Source organism: Cyanobium sp. BA20m-14 (genome assembly GCF_024346295.1).
Genome location: NZ_JAGQCR010000006.1, coordinates 18471 through 35498 on the forward strand (window position 1 = coordinate 18471; position 17028 = coordinate 35498).

The following is a 17028-nucleotide window of genomic DNA, read 5'->3' on the forward strand; positions in this document are numbered from 1 at the left end:
GGGCTCAGAGCAGGTTCGCCGCCAGCTCGGCAAGTTCGCTGCGCTCACCGCGCAACAGGGTGACGTGGCCGGCCAGGTACTGGCCCTTGAAGCGCTCCACCAGCCAGGTGAGGCCGTTGCTCTCCGCATCCACGTAGGGATTGTCGATCTGGTAGGGGTCGCCGGTGAGAACGATCTTGGTGCCCTCGCCTACCCGGGTCACGATCGTCTTCACTTCGTGGGGGGTGAGGTTCTGGGCCTCATCCACAACCATGTACTGGCGGGGGATTGAGCGGCCGCGGATGTAGCTGATTGCCTCCACCTCCAGCAGCCCCATGCCCTTGAGGTCGGTCCAGTTGCTGCGGGTGCCCCGGTGGTGGCTGCTGCCCCGGCTGCTGCGGCCCTCTTCCTCCCCAGCGCCGCCCAGCAGATAGTCGAGGTTGTCGATGATCGGCTGCATCCAGGGGCCCATCTTCTCCTCGAGATCCCCGGGCAGAAAACCGATCTCCTTGCCGAGCGAAATCACCGGGCGTGTCACCAGCAGCCGCTCGTAGAGCCGTTCATCGGCCACCTGGTGCAGGCCTGCCGCCAGGGCCAGCAGGGTCTTGCCCGTGCCTGCCTTGCCAACCAGGGTGACTAGCTGGATGTCGGGATCGAGCAGCAGGTCCAGGGCAAAGGTCTGTTCCCGGTTGCGGGGCTGGATGCGCCCGAGCTTGGCCTTCGGGGCCCGTTGCAGGGGCTGAAGGGTCGAGGTCTTGGCGTTGAAGCGAGCAAGCAAGGTGTGGGCGGGCTGGAGCCGATTGACCAGGGTCACCCCTTCGTTTGCCAGCAGTGGGCTCTCGACCACCAAGCCCTCCACCGCCAGCCCAGGCGGATGCTTGACCTGATCCATCTGCTCGGCACTCACCCACAGCTCGCAGAAGCCGGGGTACAGATCGCCGATGTCGACCCGATCACTGGTGTAGTCCTGGGCGATCAGGCCAACAGCATCGGCCTTAATGCGCAGGTTGGTGTCCTTTGTGACCAGGATCACCGGTGGCTGGCTGCCCATCACCGCCTGCAAACGCTGCTCCTCAAGGGCCACCGCCAGGATGTTGTTATCCCCGTTGCCCCCCTTGAGCTCAGGCGGCAGCTGGCTGAGGGTTTCGCTGCGGCAGAAAACCACCTTGAGGGTTCCCCCCTGATCGCCGTTGGCCACCCCATCGGCCAGGTTGCCCTGGGTGCGCAGCCCATCAAGCAAGCGGGAAACCTGACGTGCGTTGCGTCCCTTCTCGGCTGGATCGCGCTTGAACCGGTCGATCTCCTCGACCACCTCGATCGGGATCAGGATGTGGTTGTCTTCAAAGCGGGTCAAGGCGGCGGGATCGTGCAACAACACGTTGGTGTCGAGCACGAAGGTTTTGCGCATGCCGGGCAGGGAGATCGCTATGGCGCGAAGCTAAAGCCAACTGCGCACTTACGCTCCAGCGGTTCTTGCCCAGTCGCAATTTGGCTCCCACGCCCATGGCCCTTTTCGCGTTGAAACTCCTGCTGGTGCTTGCCCTGCTGCTTGGGCTGACCCTGCTCTGGCTGGAACTGCGCCACCGCCTGCGTCCTGCCTCCCCATTGCGACTGCAGGCGGGGCCTTTCAAGGTGGAGGCCCGCGGGGCGGGCCTGGAGGTCAGCGGCACGATCACCCTCAGCAACCCCCACCAGCGCATGGAGGTGATGGTGCCGGAGATCGAGCTCAGACCCACCCTGCTCGGCCGGGGGGACCTGGGCGGCATCACGGTGAGTAGTCGGATCGAGGCGCTCCATCCGGATGAGGATTCCCGCCCGGACGGCTACTGGGCCGCCTACATCGTCAAGGGGAACAAGAGCACCCAGGCCCGCATCCGCATCAGCCTCGAGGGCTCCGGGGGCCAGGCCCTTGAGCCCGCCCTGCTCGACACCCTGTGGCTGGAGATTCTCTGGATCAACTACGGCCCCTTCGGGCGGCTGCAGCGCCGCGATGCCATTTTGGTACCCCTGCAGCAGCCTGTCCCGCTAACGGCTGAGGCAGCCCGTTGGCGCGAGGGCGATCGCTGCCGGGTACTGCCGGTGGGCACCCACCTGCTCGGCGTGCTGGACGACCCCGAAGCCGTGCTGCGCCGTTATGCCGGCGGGCTTATTCAGCCCGGAGACGTGCTCACCATCGGCGAAACCCCCCTGGCGGTAATGCAGGGGCGCTACCAGCATCCGGCTAACCTGGCGCCCAGTATGTTAGCCCGCCTGCTCTGCCGGGTGTTCCATCCCACCAGCTCCCTGGCGACGGCCTGCGGCCTGCAAAGCCTGATCGACGTGGTCGGCCCGGCCCAGGTGCTGGGGGCCTGGATGGTCGGCCTGGGCCTCAAGCTGGTGGGCAGCAAGGGCTGGTTCTACCGCTTGGCTGGAGATCAGGCCCGCCTGATCGATGACATCACCGGCACCACCCCGCCCTACGACCAGACGATTGTGTTGGGCCCGCAGCAGCCCGCCGCCTTCTGCGCCGCCATGGCCCGCTGCCTCGGCGTGGCTGTGGCGGTGGTCGATGTCAACGACCTCGGCCGGGTCAAGGTCCTCGCCTCCAGCCCAAATTGCGATGAGGCACTGCTGGAGCGGGCCCTGAGGCCCAACCCGGCCGGCAATGCCAATGAGCGCACTCCCCTGGTGCTGGTGCGGCCAAGCTGAGGCCCCTTCCCGCCAGCGCCGATAGAGTGGGAGCCAAGGAGTCAGTGCCCGCCCCCCATGCTCGGGATTCTGCAGCCGCCCACAGCCAGTTCGGCTTTGCCGCAGCGCCCCGAACCGGAGAGCTGGCGGCTTGAGCCCCTGGCCGGCTGGCACCTGCCCCTGCTCAACGGTCCCACCTTTTTGCCGCTTCAGCCCCTGCTGCAGCGGGCGATCTTGTTGGGCCTACCCGAGCGGGTCCTGCACGCCCTGCGGGCCAGGCCTTCCCTGGCACCCGAGGTGTTGGTGGCCCTGAGCGGCCAAACCCCCCTTGGCCTGATCGTCACCCGGCGCCTCAACCGCAGCGGCAGCTGCTGGCAGATCGAGCACCTGCGGCTTGCCCCCGGCCCCGGCCATCCGGAACTAGCCGCCACCTTGGTGCGCCAGGCAATACAGCAGGCCAAGGGAGCGGTCAGCTGGATCGCCACCGCCTCGACCCTCGATGACGGCCGCCTGGCCATGTTGAGAGAGCAGGGCTTCCAGCCCCTGCGCACCGACCGGCTGTGGTGCTGGAGCACCCCCCCCGGCCAGAGCAGCTCCAGCTGGGCCCTGCCGGCCGACCTGCAACTCACCCCGCTGAACCGCCGCAGCGCCCCCTTGCTCTGGCATCTGGAGCAGGCAGCCTGCCCGGCCCGGCTGAGGCAACTGCTGGATAGGCGCGTCGAGGATCTGCTCGACCAAAGCCATGGCAGGGGCTGGATGCTGGTCGATTCCAGCCGGGAACAGGCGGTAGCTGCCGTGCGCTGGATCGGTGACCATCCCGGCGGCGGCCACGACGTGGAACTGAGCTTGCACCCGGGCTGGGAGCAACTGGTGGGCCCGGCCAGTGAGCAACTGCTGCGCCAGATCCAGACCAGGTTGGGAGGCCAATCCCCACTCTGGCTGCGCTGCGACCTGCGCCAGCAGGCACTGCAGCAGTGGCTGGCCAGCCTCGGGGCCAGCGAAAGGGGTGAGCGGGTGCTGATGGCCCGCAGCGTCTGGCGGCGCCAGGCGCTGCAGTCGCCCTCTAGGGCTGCCCGGGGCCTCGAAGCAATTCTGGAGCAGTGGCAGCCTCGCCGCCGCCCCCTGCCCACACCGACACCCCTGGCACCGCCCTAGTGGGGAGGCCGGCCCCCCAACCCCAATCGGTGCTTGCCCTAGACGTGGGCCGCCGCCGCATCGGCCTGGCAGGTTGCGACCGGCTCGGGCTCACGGTGACCCCCCTGCCCCCCCTGGCCCGGGGACGGTTCGCCCACGATCAAGACCACCTGGGCGAGCTGGTGCGCCAAAGACAGGTCACGGCCCTGGTTGTGGGTCTCCCCCTGGACGACAACGGTGAGATCACAGCCCAGGCCAGCCACTGCCTGCGCTACGGGCAACGCTTGGCCCGCCAGCTGGCCCTGCCCCTTGCCTGGGTGAATGAACACTCCAGCAGCTGGGCTGCCGCCGAGCTCCACGGGCTGCAAGGCGATCGCAGCGGTGCCCTCGACAGCGCCGCCGCAGCCCTGCTGCTGCGGCAATGGCTGCAGGAAGGGCCAGAACCGGTGCTGCCGGCGACCATCCCTTACAGCCAGACTGCCGGCGTTGCTCCATTCTGAGGAGATCCATCCCGAGCGCATGACCCCCGACACCCCGTCCAATCGCCCCGCTGATCTCCCCTCAGATCTCCCCCCAGATGGGCTCGCAGATGTGCCAACGGTGCTCGTGCAGGACAGCCACGGGCGCCAACTGCTCTGCTTTCTGGAGCAGCTGATACCCCTGGACGGCCACGATTACGTCTTGCTGACCCCGGTGGATACTCCGGTCTGCCTGTTCCGCCTTGAGGACGACGAGGAGCCGGAACTGATCGACACCATCGATGCCACCGAGCCGATTCTCTCGGTTGCCGATGTGGTGCTCCAGGAGCACGATCTCACCCTGGTGCGCTCCGCCGTCACCCTGACGGTGAGTGGAGAGCTGGACGAACCTGAGCCCGATGAGCTCGACGACGAGGACGACGATGACGACTCGGAAACCTACGAGCTGCTGGTGAGCTTCCTTGCCGACGAACAGGAATACGGCCTCTACATCCCCCTTGACCCCTTCTTCGTGGGGGCCCGCATGGAGGGTGGTGGCGCCGTACTGGTGGAGGGAGAGGAGTTCGAAAGGGTCCAACCCAGGATCGAGGCCGAACTCGATGAGCGGGAGGCAGAGGGCTGATGCTGCGCCAGCTGCTGCGCCCCGATTGGATGCTGGATTGCACCCTGGCCGAGCTGCCCCTGCAGGAATTGCTTGACCAGCAGATCCGGGCCCTTGTGCTGGACGTTGACCGCACCCTGCTGCCCCGCCGCCAGGCGGTCTTGCCGGTGAGCGTGCTGCACTGGCTGCAACGGGCCCAGCAGCGCATGCCCATCCACCTGTTCAGCAACAATCCCTCCCGCAAGCGGGTGGGGGCGGTGGCTGAGCAGCTCAACCTGCCCTACACCATTTCGGCTGCAAAGCCCCGCCGCAGGGCCCTGCGGCGGGTTTTGGCCGAGCTGAAACTGCCCCACCACGAAGTCGCCCTGATCGGTGATCGCCTCTTCACCGATGTGATCGCCGGCAACCGGTTAGGGCTGTTCACGGTGTTGGTCAAACCGATCGATCCCCTCGGCCAGCCCTGCCAGCGGGATCGGCTGCAGAAAATCGAGCTACTTCTCGCCCGCCGGCTGGGCAAAACCCTGGGCTGATGGCAGCCAGGCATGACTCCGACCAGCCCTCCCTGCGGCGGGTGATCAAGGTGGGCACGAGCCTGCTGAGGGGCAGCCCTGAGCGGCCCACCGCTGCGGTGATCGCAGATCTGGCGGCCAGCCTCTGCCGCAGGCAACGCAGCGGCGATGCCCTGACCCTGGTGACAAGCGGTGCCGTTGGCCTGGGCTGTACGGCCATGGCGCTGCAGCAGCGGCCCAGCGAAGTGGTGGCCTTGCAGGCCGCAGCTGCGGTGGGCCAGGGCCGACTGATGGCCCTGTATCAGGACGCCTTTGCCGTGCGAGGCGTGGCCGTGGCCCAGGTGCTGCTCACCCGCGGCGATCTGGCCTCCCGCCGCCGCTATCAAAACGCCAGCCGCACCCTGGAGCAGCTGCTCGCATGGGGGGTAGTGCCCGTGGTCAACGAAAACGACACCCTGGCCACCGATGAGCTGCGCTTCGGCGACAACGACACCCTCTCGGCCCTGGTGGCGGTTGCGATCGGCGCCGACGAATTGGTGCTGCTCACCGACGTCGACCGGCTCTACTCGGGTGACCCCCGCACCGATAGGGATGCCCGACCGATCGAGGAGGTTTCCAGCCTGGCCGAACTCAACAGCCTGCAGGGGGCAGCCAGCGGTGGTGGCCAGTGGGGCACGGGCGGAATGACCACAAAATTGGCCGCCGCTCGCATTGCCACCTCCAGCGGCATCCGGGTGCGCCTGGCCGATGGCCGCGACCCGGCCGTGCTCGATGCCCTGCTGGCGGGTGAAAGGGTGGGCACAATTTTTCAGCCGAGCCCCACCCCCCTGGCCAACCGCAAGGGCTGGCTGGCCCATGCCCTGCTACCCAAGGGCACCCTGCATCTGGATGCGGGAGCCGAACGGGCCCTAACCCTTCAGGGCGCCTCCCTGCTGGCCGTGGGAGTGCGGGCAGTGGAAGGGCAGTTCGGCCGACGGGAGGCGGTGCGGCTAGTGGCCAGTGATGGCCGGGAGCTCGGGCGGGGCCTGGCCAGCCTGGGCAGCGCCGAGCTGGCGGAGTTGATCGGCTGTGCCGGCGTGGAGGTGGTGCATCGCGATCACCTGGTGCTCACCAGCTGCTAGGCGCGACCTACGATCCGGCCAGGACATAGACCTGGGAATGCGTTTCAGCGAACTGCTCGGCCACCTGGGTGAGGTAACCGGTGAGAGTCCTCGCCACCTGGCCACTGACCCTGCCATCCACGGCGGCGCAGCTTTAGACCAGGCCGGGGCCGGGCAGCTGGCTTTTCTAGAACCCGGCAACGCCCTGGCGGCGGCCCTGACCGACAGCGGCGCGAGCGCGGTGTTGATCCCGGCCCGCGGCGAGGGGGCGCAAGCGCTGCAGCAGCTGGCAAGCGAGCGGGGCCTGGCCTGGGTTGCCCTGGCCAATCCTCGCCTTGGCTTCGCCGAGGCGCTCGAAGTGCTCCACCCGCGCCGGCGCCCTGCCCCTGGCATCCACCCCAGCGCCGTGGTCGACCCTGGCGCCGTTGTTGGCATGGGCTGCCATGTGGGCCCCCTCGTGGTGATCGGTGCTGATGTGCAGATTGGGGCCAGCTGCACCATCCATGCCGGTGTGGTGATCTACGCCGACGTCCAGATTGGCCCAGACTGTGAACTCCACTCCGGCGCCGTGCTCCATCCCGGCAGCCGCCTTGCCAGGGCCTGCGTGGTCCACTCCAATGCGGTGATCGGCAGCGAGGGATTTGGCTTCGTGCCCACCGCTGACGGCTGGCGCAAGATGCCCCAGACTGGCCTGGTGGTGCTCGAGGATGGGGTGGAAGTGGGCTGCGGCAGCACCATCGACCGCCCTGCGGTGGGCGAAACCCGCATCGGCGCGGGCAGCAAAATCGACAACCTGGTCCACATCGGCCACGGCGTCAGCATGGGCAGCGGCTGTGCCCTGGCGGCCCAGGTGGGCATCGCTGGCGGCGCGAAGCTGGGCAAGGGGGTGATCCTGGCGGGCCAGGTGGGACTTGCCAACAGGGCCGTGATGGGGGATGGCTCAATTGCCTCCTCCAAGTCGGGCATCCACGGCGAGGTGGCTGCTGGGGAGGTGGTCAGCGGTTATCCGGCCATCCCCAACCGCCTCTGGCTGCGCTGCTCCGCCACCTTCAACAAGTTGCCGGAGCTGGCTAAAGCCCTGCGCCAGCTGGAGAAGCGCAGCGAACCCCAACCGCCTAATCCCAAACCGCCCAAGCCCTAGCCTCGCGCCTGACAGCTCAGCCACCATGACCTCCAGCCACCGGATCACCCTGCTGCCAGGCGACGGCATCGGCCCGGAGATCACAGCGGTGACGCGCCAACTGCTCGATGCAGTCAGTGCCCGGCATGGATTTGAGCTGGTCTTCGACGAGCAGCCGATGGGCGGCAGCGCCATCGATGCCTCCGGGGTACCCCTACCTGAGAGCACCCTGGCAGCCTGCCGGCAAAGTGAGGCGGTGCTCCTGGCCGCGATCGGTTCGCCCCAATACGACAACCTGCCCCGGGAGCAGCGACCGGAAACGGGGCTGCTGGCCCTGCGCTCAGGCCTGGGTCTGTTTGCAAACCTCAGACCGGTGAAGATCTTCCCGGCCCTGATCGATGCCTCCAGCCTCAAACCAGAGGTGATTGCCGGGGTGGATCTGCTGGTGGTGCGGGAGCTCACCGGCGGGGTCTATTTCGGCACACCGAGGGGTCGGGTGGAGGCTGACGGCCGGGTGCGTGCCTTCAACACCATGGCCTACTTCGACGACGAAATCGACCGTATCGCCAAGGTGGGCTTCGACCTGGCCGCAGCGCGGAGCGGCAGGCTCTGCAGCGTCGACAAGGCCAACGTGCTCGATGTCAGCCAGCTCTGGCGGGATCGGGTCAACGCCATGGCCGCCGGCTACCCCACGGTGGAGCTCAGCCATATGTACGTCGACAACGCGGCCATGCAACTGGTGCGAAACCCCCGCCAGTTCGACGTGCTGCTGACCAGCAACCTATTCGGCGACATTCTCAGCGACGAGGCGGCCATGCTCACCGGTTCCATCGGCATGCTCCCCTCTGCCTCCCTTGGCAGCAGCGGCCCCGGCCTGTTTGAGCCGATCCACGGTTCAGCCCCCGACATCGCCGGCCAGGACAGGGCCAACCCCCTGGCGATGGTGCTCAGCGCAGCCATGCTGCTGCGGCTGGGCCTAGGGCAGCTCGCGGCCGCCACCGCCCTGGAGAGCGCCGTGGATCGGGTGCTGGCGGCAGGCTTCCGCACCGGCGACCTGATGGCCGCAGGTTGCACCCAGCTGGGCTGCCGGGCCATGGGCGACCAGCTGCTGGCAGCCCTGGAAGCCTGAACCACGGCTGGTAACGGTCCGGCAGGGATTGGCCTTAGAGGTCCACCTACCTGCCAAGATTGCAGCCGTTTTCTCCCCCCGCGCATGTCGAAGCGTCACCCGGTTGTTTCTGTCACCGGCTCCTCCGGCGCTGGGACCAGCACTGTCAAGCGAGCCTTCGAGTACATCTTCAGGCGTGAAGGAATCATTCCTGCGGTGGTGGAGGGCGACAGCTACCACCGCTACGAGCGGGCCGCGATGAAGGAAGCGATGGCTGCCGCCGTTGCCAATGGAGAGAACTTCTCCCACTTCGGCCCAGCGGCAAACCGCTTCGACAAACTCGAGGAGCTGTTCCGCACCTACGGGGAAACCGGCGGCGGCCAGAAGCGTTACTACCTCCACTCGGCGGAGGAAGCGGCAGACCACAACGGCCGCCTGGGCACAAACCTTGAACCTGGCCAGTTCACCCCCTGGGAGCCCATCCCTGAAAGCACCGACCTGCTCTTCTACGAAGGCCTGCATGGCGGCGTCGTGGGCGATGGCTACGACCTACCCAAACTGGCGGATCTGCTGATCGGCGTGGTGCCGATCGTGAATCTCGAGTGGATCCAGAAAATCGCCCGCGACAACCAGGAACGGGGCTACTCGGCTGAGGCCACAGTGGACACGATCCTGCGGCGCATGCCCGATTACATCAATCACATCTGTCCCCAGTTCAGTCTCACCGACATCAACTTCCAGCGGGTGCCCACGGTCGATACCTCTAACCCCTTTTTCATCCAGACCATTCCCACCCCGGATGAAAGCTTCGTGATCATCCACTTCCGCAAGGTAGCCCGTGACAAGTGGGGCATCGACTTCACCTACCTGCTCGACATGATCCACGACTCGTTCATGTCAACCCCCACCTCGATCGTGGTGAACGGCGGCAAGATGGGTTTTGCCATGGAGCTGATTCTCACTCCGATCATCCATCGGATGATCGAAGAAAAGAAGAAGCTGGCCTGATTGCAGCCGTACCCCTTACTCTGGGTTGGCAATACGACTTGGTGAGGCCGATTTCAGTCGCCCCGTCCACGCCGATTCCCCCCTCCTTTCTGATCTCAGGGGCCCCCACCAAGGTGGCCCCTGTCTTGCGCCTCGATCAGATCAATAGTCAGATGGTCATTCAGGCCGCCCGTAGGGTTCTGTTTGAGGCCCTTGACCACTGCGCGCCGGGTGCAGATGTCTGTGGCGTGGTCCTCAAGGCCAACCCTGCCAATCTTCAGGGTCGGATTGTTCAAGCCATGCCGGTGCTCCTGCCAGACGAGCAGTTTGTACCGATCGAGCTGATCCGGGCCCGGCGCAGCCGCAGTGGGCCTTCCCGGCTGCGCTTTCCCCGCACCAACCCCTCCCCGACAACCGTCTGAGTTCCGCTTGAGCGTCCCAGCGCCACTGCTCGCCAGCTTCCCGAACCTGCCAATTGGGGTCGCGCTGATCGGAGCCTGTTTTGGCAGCTTCTTGAATCTGGTTGCCTGGCGACTGCCGCGTGAGGAATCGATCCTGCTGCCTCCCAGCCATTGCCCCCATTGCGGCAGCCGTTTGCGCTGGTATGAGAATTTGCCCGTGCTCGGCTGGCTATGGCTGCGGGGCCGCTGCGGCCACTGCGGCGCCCCGATCGCGATTCGCTATCCGCTGGTAGAGCTGCTCAGCGCCGGGCTCTGGGTTGCCTGCCTGCAGGCCACCCCGGCAGCGATGGGCCCCCGGCCCCTGGCTTGGCTGGTGGTGCTGGCTGGCTGGCTGCTGCTGAGCTGGCTGCTGCCCTTGCTGCTGATCGACCTCGATTACCTCTGGCTGCCCGAGCCCCTCTGCCGGATAGGCCTGCTGCTGGGCCTGGGGATGACGGCAATCATTGGTTTCCAGCAGGGCGAAGCCGTGGGCCGGGCCCTGCTGTTCCACCACCTCTTGGCTGCCGGGGTCGCCCTGGTGGGGTTTGAGGGCGTCAGCGCCCTGGCTGAGAGGCTCATCGGCAAGCCCGCCCTGGGGCTGGGCGACGCCAAGCTCGCTGCCATGCTGGGGGCATGGCTGGGGCTCACCGGCCTGGGCATAACTGTGGTGCTGGCAGTGTTCGGCGGTGCAGTGGTGGGCAGCATCGGCCGACTCAGCGGGAGGCTGGGCAGGCACCAGCCCTTTCCCTTCGGACCATTTCTGGCAGCTGGTGGAGCCGCCGTCTGGCTATGGGGCCATGACTTTTGGCTGCCCCTCCTTGGGCTGGTGGGCCCGGCGCCTTAAATGGGTTCAGCCGCCGGGCCCTGTCGCCTTGAGATCGCATGTCGCTTTTCGACTGGTTCGCGGATCGCCAGAAAAATGCCCCCACCGTGCGGGTCACCCAGGACCTGGAAGAGGGCGATGGGCTGTGGAGCAAATGCCCCGAATGCGGCCTGGTGGTGTATCGCAAAGATCTGGTGGCCAATGCCAGCGTCTGCAAGGGCTGCGGCCACCACAACAGGATTGACAGTGAGGAGCGCATCGCTCTAATCGCCGACCCCGGCAGCTTCGAACCGCTAGATAGCTGCCTGGCCCCCACCGATCCATTGGCCTTTAAGGATCGACGCAGCTACACAGATCGACTGCGGGACAGCCAGCAGAGCACCGGTCTGCTCGATGCCGTCGTCACCGGCCTCTGCCGCACCAGCGGCTTGCCCCTGGCCCTGGGGGTGATGGACTTCCGCTTCATGGGCGGCTCGATGGGCTCGGTGGTGGGCGAGAAACTCACCCGCCTGATTGAAACCGCCACTGCCCGCCGCTACCCGGTGCTGATTGTGTGTGCCTCCGGCGGCGCCCGCATGCAGGAGGGCATGCTCAGCCTGATGCAGATGGCCAAGATCTCCGGTGCCCTGGAACGCCACCGCCAGGCCGAACTGCTCTACCTGCCTCTGCTGACCTATCCCACCACCGGGGGGGTGACGGCCAGCTTTGCCATGCTGGGCGATCTAATTCTGGCCGAACCCAAGGCCCTAATCGGCTTTGCGGGCAGGCGGGTGATTGAGCAGACCCTGCGCGAAAAACTCCCCGAAGGCTTTCAAACCGCCGAATACCTGCGCGAGCATGGATTTGTCGATGCCATCGTGGATCGCACCCGCCTCAAGGCCACCCTGGCAAGCCTGCTCGAGCTGCACGGCTGCCGCGAAACGGTGCCAGCGTGAGGCAGATCATGGGCAGAAATCTGGGCAAATTCCTTGGCAGAAATCTGGGCTGGCTGGTTGCAATTCTGCTGTTACTGGTGGTGTTCAGTGGCGCCGGTTCGGCCGCCTTCGCCGGCCCGGTTGACTGGCACGAAGTGGCCAGCAGCGATGAGGGGCGCCAGTGGTGGGATGGGGGCAGCCTGCGCCGCAGCCGCGAGGGCAACGTGTCGGTGCTGACCCGGTTCCAATCCCCCACCACGGAGGAGAAGCCCCGTCCTAGCAACGATCTCTATGTGATGGAACTCGATTGCGACCAGGCCCTATTCCGCGACACATCGATCAACGGCCTGCCCCAGTTCGGGGCCCAGTGGCAGCCCACCGCCGGAGACAACCTGATCACCAGGGTGGTAACTGAGGTTTGCGCAGTTGCCAGTGAGACCCTGCCATGACCAGCCCATTGCGGGTGGCCATCGCCGGCCTGGGCATAGGTGAAAAGGTCCACCTGCCCGCCCTGCGGGCCTGTGCTGGCACCACTCCGGTGGCCCTCTGGCATCCCCGGCCAGAGCGGTTGGAGGCGGCCTGCCGCACCGCCGAACTGCCCGGCTACGGCGACTTCGATGCCCTGCTGGCCGATCCGGCGGTAGAAGCCCTGGTGATCGCCACCCCGCCAGCGCCCCGCTTCGAGCTGGCCGAGAGGGCCCTTCATGCCGGCAAGCACCTGCTGCTGGAAAAGCCGGTGGCCCTCTGCGCCGAGCAGGTGGAAGAACTACAAAGGCTGGCCCTGCAGCGGGGGCTAACGGTGGCAGTTGATTTCGAATACCGGGCGGTGCCCCTCTTCCAGCAGCTTGCCGCCCTTGTCGCCAGTGGCGACCTGGGGGAACTGCTGCTCGTCAAATTCGACTGGCTGATGGCTAGCCGCGCCGACCCCACCAGGCTCTGGAACTGGTATTCCCAGGCGGCTGCAGGCGGCGGCGTGCTGGGGGCCCTGGGCACCCATGCCTTTGACATCCTCCATTGGCTGGTGGGACCAAGCCGCTCCCTGCGGGCCCTGCTGAGCACGGCCATCGGCGAAAGGCCCCTGGGAGATGGCAGTGGCCGCATTGCCGGCGTCGACGCCGAGGACATCGCCCTAGTGCAGCTGGAACTGGAGACCGCCCAGGGTCAAGTGGTGCCGGCCCAGTTGAACCTGGCTTCCGTGACCCGCCGGGGGCGGGGCTGCTGGCTCGAGCTCTACGGGCGGGATGGGACCGCCGTACTCGGATCCGACAACCAGGCCGACTATGTACATGGCTTTGGTCTTTGGCACTCCCGCGGGGGTGAGCCGCTCAGGCCCTTGGAAGTCGAGGCCCAATGGGGGTTTGGTCGCACCTGGGCCGACGGGCGGATCGCCCCGGTGCTGCGGCTGCACAGCTGGTGGAGTGAGGCGGTGCGCGAGGGACGCCCGATGGTGCCAGGCCTGGGCGAAGCGGTGAGCAGCCAGCGCTGTTGCGATTGGGCCCGCCATGGTCAGCCCGGGGGCATCCCCTAGACTCCCAGCCAGTTCCCTACTCCGATCCGAGAGGTTTTTTCCCATGGCGCTCGTTCCGCTTCGGCTGCTGCTCGACCATGCCGCTGAGAACGGCTATGGCATTCCTGCCTTCAACGTCAACAACCTCGAGCAGGTGCAATCGATCATGGAGGCGGCCAGCGAAACCGACTCTCCGGTGATCCTGCAGGCCTCCCGCGGAGCGCGCCAGTATGCCGGTGAAAATTTCCTGCGCCACCTGATCCTGGCTGCAGTTGAAACCTATCCGGACATCCCGGTGGTGATGCACCAGGACCATGGCAACAGTCCTGCCACCTGCTTCGGCGCCGCCGCCAACGGCTTCACCTCGGTGATGATGGATGGCTCCCTGATGGCTGATGCCAAGAGCCCTGCCAGCTACGAGTACAACGTGGCCGTCACCAAGGAAGTGGTGGACGTGGCCCACGCCATCGGCGTGAGTGTGGAGGGCGAACTGGGTTGCCTAGGTTCCCTGGAAACCGGCATGGGTGAGGCCGAAGACGGCCATGGCTTTGAGGGCAAGCTCGACCACAGCCAGCTGCTCACCGATCCGGCTGAGGCCGCCGACTTCGTCGCCAAAACCAAAGTTGACGCATTGGCGATCGCCATCGGCACCAGCCACGGCGCCTACAAGTTCACCCGCAAGCCCACCGGTGAAGTGCTGGCCATCAGCCGCATCGCTGAGATCCACAAAGCGATCCCCAACACCCACCTGGTGATGCACGGTTCCTCCTCGGTGCCCCAGGAGTGGCTGGACATGATCAACAAGTACGGCGGCGCCATCCCCGAGACCTACGGCGTGCCCGTGGAGGAAATCCAGGAGGGTATCCGCAACGGTGTGCGCAAGGTGAACATCGACACCGACAACCGGCTGGCCTTCACCGCAGCTGTTCGGGAAGCGGCCTTCAAGGACCCCACCAACTTCGATCCCCGCCACTTCAACAAGCCTGCCCGCCAGTACATGAAGCAGGTGTGCCTGGATCGCTATCAGCAGTTCTGGTGTGCCGGCAACGCCAGCAAGATCAAGCAGCGCGACATCAACTACTACGCCGGCCTCTACGCCAAGGGCGCCCTTGACCCAAAGGCAGCAGTCGCAGCCTGATCAGCCGCGGATCATTCCGTTCTGATCTGTTCTGGGTCCCATCAGGGGCCCATTTTTTATGGTCATGGACCGGCGGCATATGGATTGGGTGCCCGTTCGCTTACAGCCAGCAGGGCGCTTATGGCCGCGTCGAGGTTGCGTTCCATCACGATGCGAGTGCCGTCGCTGACCACCACCCGGGCCAGGGTCGGTAAGCCCCCCTGCCGAGCCTTCAGGTAGATCGGTTCTACATACAGCAGGGCCTCTCCCACCGGCACCACCAGCAGGTTGCCTTCGATCACCTCGGCACCGGAACGATTCCAGAGACCGAACTGCTGGCTGATCACCGGATCCTGGTTGATCAGGGCGGTGATCTGCTCGGGGCCGAAAATGGTTGTCTGGCTGGGGAAACGCAGCAGCACCAGCTGGCCGTAGTGGGGATCGTCGCTGCGAGCGGCCAGCCAGGCAACAAGGTTGGGCCGGGCCAGGGGCGTGAGCGGCTGTAGCAGTAGAAATTCCGGAGGCAGTTGCGGGCTGAGCTGGGCGCTGATGTGATAGGGCCGGACGGGCACCTGCTGCTGGCCGTACACCTCCTTCGGCACCTGCCATACATCATCCCCGCTGTAGAAAACTCGAGGATCTGTTACGTGATACCTGAGCAATTGGGCCGTCTGCACCTCAAACTGCCATTGGGGGTAGCGGATATGGGCCCGCAGGGCAGCAGGCATGGCCGTCATGGGCGCGAACAGATCGGGAAAGAGACGCTGCCAGCCAGCGATTATCGGATCGCTGCTGGAGGAGACGTACATCACCACGGTGCCGTTGTATGCATCGACAACCGCCTTGACAGAGTTGCGCAGGTAGCGGATCTCAGGCTCACCCGGCACCGCCGCGCTGTACGGATAACTGCGGCTGCTGGTAAACCCCTCCACCAGCCAGTACTGCTGCTGGCTGCGGGGGAAAGGCCCATTCTGGTCCAGCTGCACAGATACCAGCACCGGATCTCCCTCGAAGCGAACGAAGGGCGCCAGGGTGCGCAGCCGCTCCCTCACCTCGCGCCGCAGCAGCAGCCGGGTAGCAGGGGTGATCGCACCCTGCACCAGCAATTTGGGCTCGCCCAAGTAGAGGGCAGCGGCCAGGCGTCCCCAGGCTGAGCCGATTGGCACTCCGGCCTTGCCTGTGTAATGGGTGTAGAGATTTTCGTCTCCCTGGGGATAGTCAAATTCCTGCACCTTGGTGGGAGCAAGGGCATAGGGCGACTTGAGCGCTCCGAAATAGAGGCTGGGTTGGCCGATCGGAATTCCGGACCTCACCTGGGCAGAGCTGATTCCCAACTTGGCATTGCCCTGAACGCGGGTGGAGGCTCCCAGATCGCTGATGAAGAAGTCGGGCAAGCCATCGGGGCTGCTGGTGTTTACCGGTGAAACCGTGAAGCCATATCCATGGGTGAACACCAGATGGGTATTGAGCCAGGTGCGCGCCGCCGGTGGAAGGGAGGCCTGATCCAGCTCCCTTGCCGAGACCATCACCAACTGGCGGCGATCCTTGCCGGCATTGGCTGGCAGGCTGTAGCGGTCGACCGCAGCCCCTGAAAAGCGGTAATAGACACGAAACTGCTGCAGTTGGCGGTTGGTCGCTAGCAGGGGCTGGCTATCCCAGAGACGGATGTTGCGCAGGGTCGCCTGGCCGGCGATGACATCGGCACGGCTGAGGCGGTTGCGAGGCCTCACGTTGCGACTTCTGATGTCATCGAGCTGGAAGGCGGCCCTGGTGGCCGCAATCGAGCGAGCCAGGTAGGGGGTCTCCAGCTGGAGTTCCCGTGGCCGCACCAGCATCAACTGCAACAGTGGAGTCAGCAGGGCCTCGAGCAGGGGCACCACGAGCAGGGCTGCGGATACTGCCGCCAGCAGGGGGCCACGAAGCCCCTTGCGAGGCAGGGGCAACAGCAGGGCCACAGCGGTCAGCAGGGCCACGACGACGGCCGTGGTGCGCAGGGGGAGTACAAAGTGAACATCTAACCAGCCGGCCCCGGGCACACTGCCAGCGGTGCTCAGCAGCAATTGGTGCCGACCTAGCAGGAAACCAAATGCCACCAGCAGGGCCAGCAGGGCCAGGGGTGCGCGCAGCCTCACCAGTTGGGTGGCGGTGAAGCCGTGGAAGCGCCCATCGCTGAGCTGGGGAGGGCGGGCCAAGATGCCCCACAGCCCCGCCGCCAGGTGGCAGCTCACCAGGGCCAGCAGCAGGGTGAGCCCAAAGGCCAAAGCGGGAAAGCGCACCAGCGCAAAACTGATGTCTGCATCAAGCAGGGGCTCCCGAATGCCGCTATCGGGAGCCAACATCGCCAGCGACCACACCCCCCAGGCCCGGCCCATGGCGGTGGCAACAGCCAGGGAAGCCATCCCCGCCACCAACCGGGGCGCAAAGCTGGGCCGCAGCAGCAATGCCCCCAGCAGGGCGGCCAACAACAACAGCAAAGGAAAGGGCAGACCCTCGAGCATGGCGAGCCCATGCAACCGGCTGGAGTCAAAGGGATTGCGAACCAA

General features: G+C 66.0%; 17 protein-coding genes. 15 read left to right on the top strand and 2 right to left on the bottom strand.

All coding sequences use genetic code 11. The features are described from left to right. Positions 1–4: 4 nt before the first annotated feature. Entirely contained in the window at positions 5–1387 is a 1383-nt protein-coding gene (locus KBZ07_RS01335) for a PhoH family protein (protein WP_254929922.1), read from the bottom strand. Positions 1388–1482: 95 nt separating this feature from the next. Here KBZ07_RS01335 and KBZ07_RS01340 point away from each other — a divergent pair, with 95 nt between their 5' ends. From KBZ07_RS01340 to fba, 15 genes are all read left to right on the top strand, one after another. Beyond that, the gene (locus tag KBZ07_RS01340; RefSeq protein ID WP_254929923.1) at positions 1483–2667 is read left to right on the top strand and encodes a F420-0:Gamma-glutamyl ligase; all 1185 of its coding nucleotides are present in this window, start codon (positions 1483–1485) and stop codon (positions 2665–2667) included. 57 nt (positions 2668–2724) lie between these two features. Further along, complete coding sequence (locus KBZ07_RS01345; RefSeq protein ID WP_254929924.1) at positions 2725–3801, top strand: hypothetical protein; 1077 nt, start codon at positions 2725–2727, stop codon at positions 3799–3801. 29 nt (positions 3802–3830) lie between these two features. Further along, the gene (gene ruvX, locus KBZ07_RS01350) at positions 3831–4280 is read left to right on the top strand and encodes a Holliday junction resolvase RuvX (RefSeq protein WP_254929940.1); all 450 of its coding nucleotides are present in this window, start codon (positions 3831–3833) and stop codon (positions 4278–4280) included. 19 nt (positions 4281–4299) lie between these two features. Next, positions 4300–4881: a DUF3727 domain-containing protein gene (locus tag KBZ07_RS01355; RefSeq protein ID WP_396123859.1), complete on the top strand. Its 582-nt coding sequence runs from the start codon at positions 4300–4302 to the stop codon at positions 4879–4881. After that, positions 4881–5390 (top strand): YqeG family HAD IIIA-type phosphatase, encoded by a 510-nt coding sequence (locus KBZ07_RS01360; RefSeq protein ID WP_254929926.1) that lies wholly within the window; start codon positions 4881–4883, stop codon positions 5388–5390. Before KBZ07_RS01355 ends, KBZ07_RS01360 begins: the two co-directional genes overlap by 1 nt. Next, positions 5390–6490 carry a glutamate 5-kinase gene (gene proB / locus KBZ07_RS01365; protein ID WP_254929927.1) on the top strand — a complete coding sequence of 367 codons (1101 nt, stop codon included), beginning with the start codon at positions 5390–5392 and terminating at the stop codon, positions 6488–6490. The genes KBZ07_RS01360 and proB overlap by 1 nt, the downstream gene beginning before the upstream one ends. Positions 6491–6527: 37 nt before the next feature. Beyond that, positions 6528–7610, top strand: a complete 1083-nt coding sequence (lpxD, locus tag KBZ07_RS01370) for a UDP-3-O-(3-hydroxymyristoyl)glucosamine N-acyltransferase (RefSeq protein WP_254929928.1) — start codon at positions 6528–6530, stop codon at positions 7608–7610. 25 nt (positions 7611–7635) lie between these two features. Further along, on the top strand, positions 7636–8718 hold the full coding sequence (leuB, locus tag KBZ07_RS01375) for a 3-isopropylmalate dehydrogenase (protein ID WP_254929929.1): 1083 nt from the start codon (positions 7636–7638) through the stop codon (positions 8716–8718). 84 nt (positions 8719–8802) lie between these two features. Further along, positions 8803–9705, top strand: coding sequence for a phosphoribulokinase (locus KBZ07_RS01380; RefSeq protein ID WP_254929930.1), 903 nt, complete (start codon positions 8803–8805; stop codon positions 9703–9705). 113 nt (positions 9706–9818) lie between these two features. Then, positions 9819–10106: a hypothetical protein gene (locus KBZ07_RS01385; protein WP_254929931.1), complete on the top strand. Its 288-nt coding sequence runs from the start codon at positions 9819–9821 to the stop codon at positions 10104–10106. A gap of 7 nt (positions 10107–10113) precedes the next feature. Next, a complete protein-coding gene (locus KBZ07_RS01390; RefSeq protein ID WP_254929932.1) occupies positions 10114–10968 on the top strand; it encodes an A24 family peptidase in 855 nt (284 codons plus the stop codon). A 38-nt stretch (positions 10969–11006) separates the two neighbouring features. After that, positions 11007–11882 carry an acetyl-CoA carboxylase, carboxyltransferase subunit beta gene (gene accD / locus KBZ07_RS01395; RefSeq protein WP_254929933.1) on the top strand — a complete coding sequence of 292 codons (876 nt, stop codon included), beginning with the start codon at positions 11007–11009 and terminating at the stop codon, positions 11880–11882. An 8-nt stretch (positions 11883–11890) separates the two neighbouring features. Continuing rightward, positions 11891–12310, top strand: coding sequence for a hypothetical protein (locus KBZ07_RS01400; RefSeq protein WP_254929934.1), 420 nt, complete (start codon positions 11891–11893; stop codon positions 12308–12310). Further along, positions 12307–13389, top strand: coding sequence for a Gfo/Idh/MocA family protein (locus KBZ07_RS01405; protein ID WP_254929935.1), 1083 nt, complete (start codon positions 12307–12309; stop codon positions 13387–13389). The genes KBZ07_RS01400 and KBZ07_RS01405 overlap by 4 nt, the downstream gene beginning before the upstream one ends. A gap of 43 nt (positions 13390–13432) precedes the next feature. Further along, a complete protein-coding gene (gene fba, locus KBZ07_RS01410; protein WP_254929936.1) occupies positions 13433–14506 on the top strand; it encodes a class II fructose-bisphosphate aldolase in 1074 nt (357 codons plus the stop codon). 62 nt (positions 14507–14568) lie between these two features. Here the strand turns inward: fba and KBZ07_RS01415 are convergent. Beyond that, positions 14569–17028, bottom strand: a 2460-nt coding sequence (locus KBZ07_RS01415) for a UPF0182 family protein (RefSeq protein ID WP_254929937.1), incomplete at its 5' end; no start/stop codon positions are given.

What these genes read in the sequence shown, in the direction of transcription:
- KBZ07_RS01355 (WP_396123859.1), top strand. Translation starts at nt 4,300, where the DNA reads ATGACCCCCGACACCCCGTCCAATCGCCCCGCTGATCTCCCCTCAGAT.
- KBZ07_RS01345 (WP_254929924.1), top strand. Translation starts at nt 2,725, where the DNA reads ATGCTCGGGATTCTGCAGCCGCCCACAGCCAGTTCGGCTTTGCCGCAG.
- lpxD (WP_254929928.1), top strand. Translation starts at nt 6,528, where the DNA reads ATGCGTTTCAGCGAACTGCTCGGCCACCTGGGTGAGGTAACCGGTGAG.
- KBZ07_RS01340 (WP_254929923.1), top strand. Translation starts at nt 1,483, where the DNA reads ATGGCCCTTTTCGCGTTGAAACTCCTGCTGGTGCTTGCCCTGCTGCTT.
- fba (WP_254929936.1), top strand. Translation starts at nt 13,433, where the DNA reads ATGGCGCTCGTTCCGCTTCGGCTGCTGCTCGACCATGCCGCTGAGAAC.
- KBZ07_RS01335 (WP_254929922.1), bottom strand. Translation starts at nt 1,387, where the DNA reads ATGCGCAAAACCTTCGTGCTCGACACCAACGTGTTGTTGCACGATCCC.
- accD (WP_254929933.1), top strand. Translation starts at nt 11,007, where the DNA reads ATGTCGCTTTTCGACTGGTTCGCGGATCGCCAGAAAAATGCCCCCACC.
- KBZ07_RS01400 (WP_254929934.1), top strand. Translation starts at nt 11,891, where the DNA reads ATGGGCAGAAATCTGGGCAAATTCCTTGGCAGAAATCTGGGCTGGCTG.
- KBZ07_RS01360 (WP_254929926.1), top strand. Translation starts at nt 4,881, where the DNA reads ATGCTGCGCCAGCTGCTGCGCCCCGATTGGATGCTGGATTGCACCCTG.
- KBZ07_RS01405 (WP_254929935.1), top strand. Translation starts at nt 12,307, where the DNA reads ATGACCAGCCCATTGCGGGTGGCCATCGCCGGCCTGGGCATAGGTGAA.
- proB (WP_254929927.1), top strand. Translation starts at nt 5,390, where the DNA reads ATGGCAGCCAGGCATGACTCCGACCAGCCCTCCCTGCGGCGGGTGATC.
- leuB (WP_254929929.1), top strand. Translation starts at nt 7,636, where the DNA reads ATGACCTCCAGCCACCGGATCACCCTGCTGCCAGGCGACGGCATCGGC.
- KBZ07_RS01380 (WP_254929930.1), top strand. Translation starts at nt 8,803, where the DNA reads ATGTCGAAGCGTCACCCGGTTGTTTCTGTCACCGGCTCCTCCGGCGCT.